The 3,121-nt window shown below is 30.6% G+C and carries 3 protein-coding genes, 1 tRNA gene and 1 pseudogene; 3 read left to right on the top strand and 2 right to left on the bottom strand.

Going from position 1 to position 3,121, the window contains the following annotated elements:
* Both MV589_RS10045 and MV589_RS10040 read left to right on the top strand, forming a co-directional pair.
* A partial coding sequence (locus tag MV589_RS10045) for a histidine phosphatase family protein (protein WP_297434478.1) occupies positions 1-371 on the top strand: 371 nt, incomplete at its 5' end.
* Positions 372-399: 28 nt separating this feature from the next.
* Positions 400-487 (top strand) — tRNA-Ser (locus MV589_RS10040).
* Positions 488-504: 17 nt separating this feature from the next.
* Here the strand turns inward: MV589_RS10040 and MV589_RS10035 are convergent.
* Both MV589_RS10035 and MV589_RS10030 read right to left on the bottom strand, forming a co-directional pair.
* Positions 505-1,923 (bottom strand): ArnT family glycosyltransferase, encoded by a 1,419-nt coding sequence (locus tag MV589_RS10035; RefSeq protein ID WP_297434477.1) that lies wholly within the window; start codon positions 1,921-1,923, stop codon positions 505-507.
* Between the two features lie 3 nt (positions 1,924-1,926).
* A complete protein-coding gene (locus MV589_RS10030) occupies positions 1,927-2,658 on the bottom strand; it encodes a polyprenol monophosphomannose synthase (RefSeq protein WP_297434475.1) in 732 nt (243 codons plus the stop codon).
* 255 nt (positions 2,659-2,913) lie between these two features.
* Between MV589_RS10030 and MV589_RS10025 the strand changes: the two are divergent.
* A pseudogene (locus MV589_RS10025) lies at positions 2,914-3,121 on the top strand (TolC family protein); the annotation flags it as partial.

The raw sequence follows: 3,121 nt of genomic DNA, 5'->3' as shown, positions 1-3,121 counted from the left end.
GACAGGTAAAAGATGCCGTTTATACTCAAAAACTACGAGAAAAATCGTGGGGAAAACATGAAGGACTCAGCTTCGATGAAATAATCGCACAAAATGAGATAGAGTACGAAAACTTTGAGCAGTGGATCAATGCACTGGGTGGAGAGCCTTACGAAGAGTACATAGAGAGAATAAAAGCCTTCTTTTTTGAGTTTTTATCTCTGCAAAACGCTGAGAATATTTTAATAGTGACTCACGCAGGTGTTATCCGCGTTTTAATGGCATTTGTTCAAGGGCTCTGTCTTGAAGATGCTTTTTGCATCGATGTTCCATACTCTGCGTATGTGATTTATGACACAAATTTAGGAAGTTTTAGCACTATTAAATATTAGCTTGGCTAAAATAGCACTCTTCAAACAAGGACAGCTGGCCGAGTGGCCGAAGGCGCTCGCCTGGAACGCGGGTATAGGGCAACCTATCTAGGGTTCGAATCCCTAGCTGTCCACCATTACAAATCAACCTACTTTAATTATTGTATTCTACTATATAGTATTCTAAATTTTTATGAGAAACTTTTTTCTTTAAATGTTTTATTATATGATAATTTTTAAAGAGTTTTGCAATTTCCATAAAATGCTGTTTACTTCGTCCTATGTAAAGGCAAGTCCCAAGTGAAGGAATTGAATTTAATGGGCTTTGCATACTAATATTTAAATCTTCGTGTCTCCATAAATTAAAGTTAGACATTCTTGCATTATTTAAAACCAAAATATTATTGGTTCTCTTTAAATAGTAAGGTATTTCCGAACCATGATAATCATCTATAAGAATATAATTATAATCATTAAAGTTAATATGGAGTGCTTTTATCTCTTTATCAAAGTGTTCTATCTTTCCAAGTCTTGAAAAAAGTTTTTGTATTGGAGGTACATAATCAATTCCAATAGGCGTTTTTAACAGTATAATCACAAAAGCACTTAGAATCATTCCTGCAATTAATATTTTTTTGGCTTGATACTTGTAAAGATAATATCCGAGTAAAACACTTGCACTCAAATAAGCGATGCCAGCCCACTGAGCATTGGCATGCTTAAATGCTGCAAAGTAGCTAAAAAAGAGAATAACAAAAGCAAATGGAAGGAGTAAATAGACTTTTTTTTGATCAAATCTACTTTTATCTTTTATAATAAAATAGAGCAGCGGGATAAGATAAAAAGGATGAAACAGAATAAGCTGTGCACCTAGAAAATTAAAAAAATCAGATGGTTTAAAAATTTTCTCTTGAGCAATACCATGATGAAGTTGAAAAGTAAAAGAGATAAAATCATTTTCATAATTCCAATAAAGTACAGGAGAAAAAACAACTGTTGCGATGAGTAGTGCAAAGTAAAAATATTTCTCTTTAAATACTTCCCTTTTGTACAATAAAATATATACTAAAAGGGTGATAATAATTAATATGCCAGGGTATTTCGAGAGCAACATTGCACCTGCTGCAAAACCTGTGAGTAATGCATAAAGTTTGTTGTTCTCTTCGAGATAAACATAAGCGACATATAGAAAAAGGGAGGCAAAAAACATAAGAGGAATATCTGGTGTAATAAGTGTCGAGCCGGCAATCACCAATATACTACTTAAAAATATATAAAATGTATAGATAGCACTTTTTTCATTAAAGATCTTTTTGCTTAAGAGATATAGCATATAGGCAGTTGCACTAACAAGCAGAGCTGCTCCGAGTCTTACAAAAAAGAGATCATCACTAAATAGTGTAGTGAGTTTAATAATGTAGGCAATCATAGGTGGATGGTCAAAATAGGAGAGAGCTAATTTTTTTGACCAGAGCCAGTAATAACTCTCATCAGAGTACATTGGAATAAAATTATTTGCTATAGCATTAAAAAGTGTGTAGATGATGAGGACTAGTTTTTCTCTTGTATGCATATACTACTGCTCAGCTAATATTTTTTGTTTATTTATTCGTAAAACAATTACTTTTAAAAGTGCTTCTATAAATATTTTTTTAGACATTTTAGACTTGCCAGCGACTCTGTTTTCAAAAATAATTGGAATTTCGCTCACTCTAAACCCCATAATAGAAGCTCTATAATTCATTTCAATTTGAAAAGCATAACCTGTTGTAATGAGATTGTCAAAATCAATAGCTTCCAATACTTCTCTTCGAAAGCATTTATAACCACCTGTTGCATCCTGTACATTTATACTTAAAATAATTCTCGAATATAGACTACCACCGTAGCTGATAAGTTTACGTAAAGCAGACCAATGTACAGCACCTCCTCCAGAAATATATCTACTTCCAATGACAAGGTCATTTGTCTCTATTTTTTCTAGAAATACTTTAAGATATTTTGGATTATGGGATAAATCTGCATCCATTTCAATAATATATGTATAATTTTTTTGTAAAGCCCATTGGAACCCTTCAATGTATGCTTTACCTAAACCTTCTTTATTTTGTCTTATAATAAGATGAAGTTGATTGTTGTATGCATTAGTATTAATAAGATTCTGTACTTTTTCATATGTTTTATCAGGAGAATTGTCGTCTACAACAAGTACATCTATATCTAAGTTAAGAAAAAAAATCTTTTCTAAGATAATTTCTATGTTATCTATTTCGTTATATGTAGGCATTACTATAACTGTTTTATTCATCATCATCCTTTGAATTATTATACCAAAAATAATTATATGATTCTATTTTTTATCTATTATAAATTATTATATGTATTGTTTAACTCTTATTATATTCTTCCATGTCCATTTCTTTATATAGATTTAATTTATTAATGTAGTAATAAAATAGAATTTTTTAATAAAAAAATAGCTATAATAAAAAATTACATAAAATAACTTTTATTAGTTTGAATATTTAATGTGAGTTTTTGGACTTATTTATTAGGACACAATTTGAAGAAATTACTTTTTATACCATTTATGTTTTTAATCTCTAGTAGTGTATCTGCATTAACTTTGCAAAAGACAGTGAGTGAAGTACTTACTACAAACCCTGTTATTCAAGAACAGTTGAAAAATTACAGGGCTACTCGTCAAGATATGAGTATTGCTGATTCTGATTATATGCCTACTGTAGATATTGTTGGAGGTGTTGGATGGA

The organism is Sulfurimonas sp., assembly GCF_026991475.1.
Taxonomy (GTDB): domain Bacteria; phylum Campylobacterota; class Campylobacteria; order Campylobacterales; family Sulfurimonadaceae; genus Sulfurimonas.
The sequence above is the reverse complement of the archived record's forward strand: the minus strand, read 5'-3'. Positions and strand labels throughout refer to the sequence as shown.

Excerpts from the sequence above, each read along its gene's own strand:
- MV589_RS10030 (WP_297434475.1), bottom strand. The coding sequence starts at position 2,658 with ATGAATAAAACAGTTATAGTAATGCCTACATATAACGAAATAGATAAC.
- MV589_RS10035 (WP_297434477.1), bottom strand. The coding sequence starts at position 1,923 with ATGCATACAAGAGAAAAACTAGTCCTCATCATCTACACACTTTTTAAT.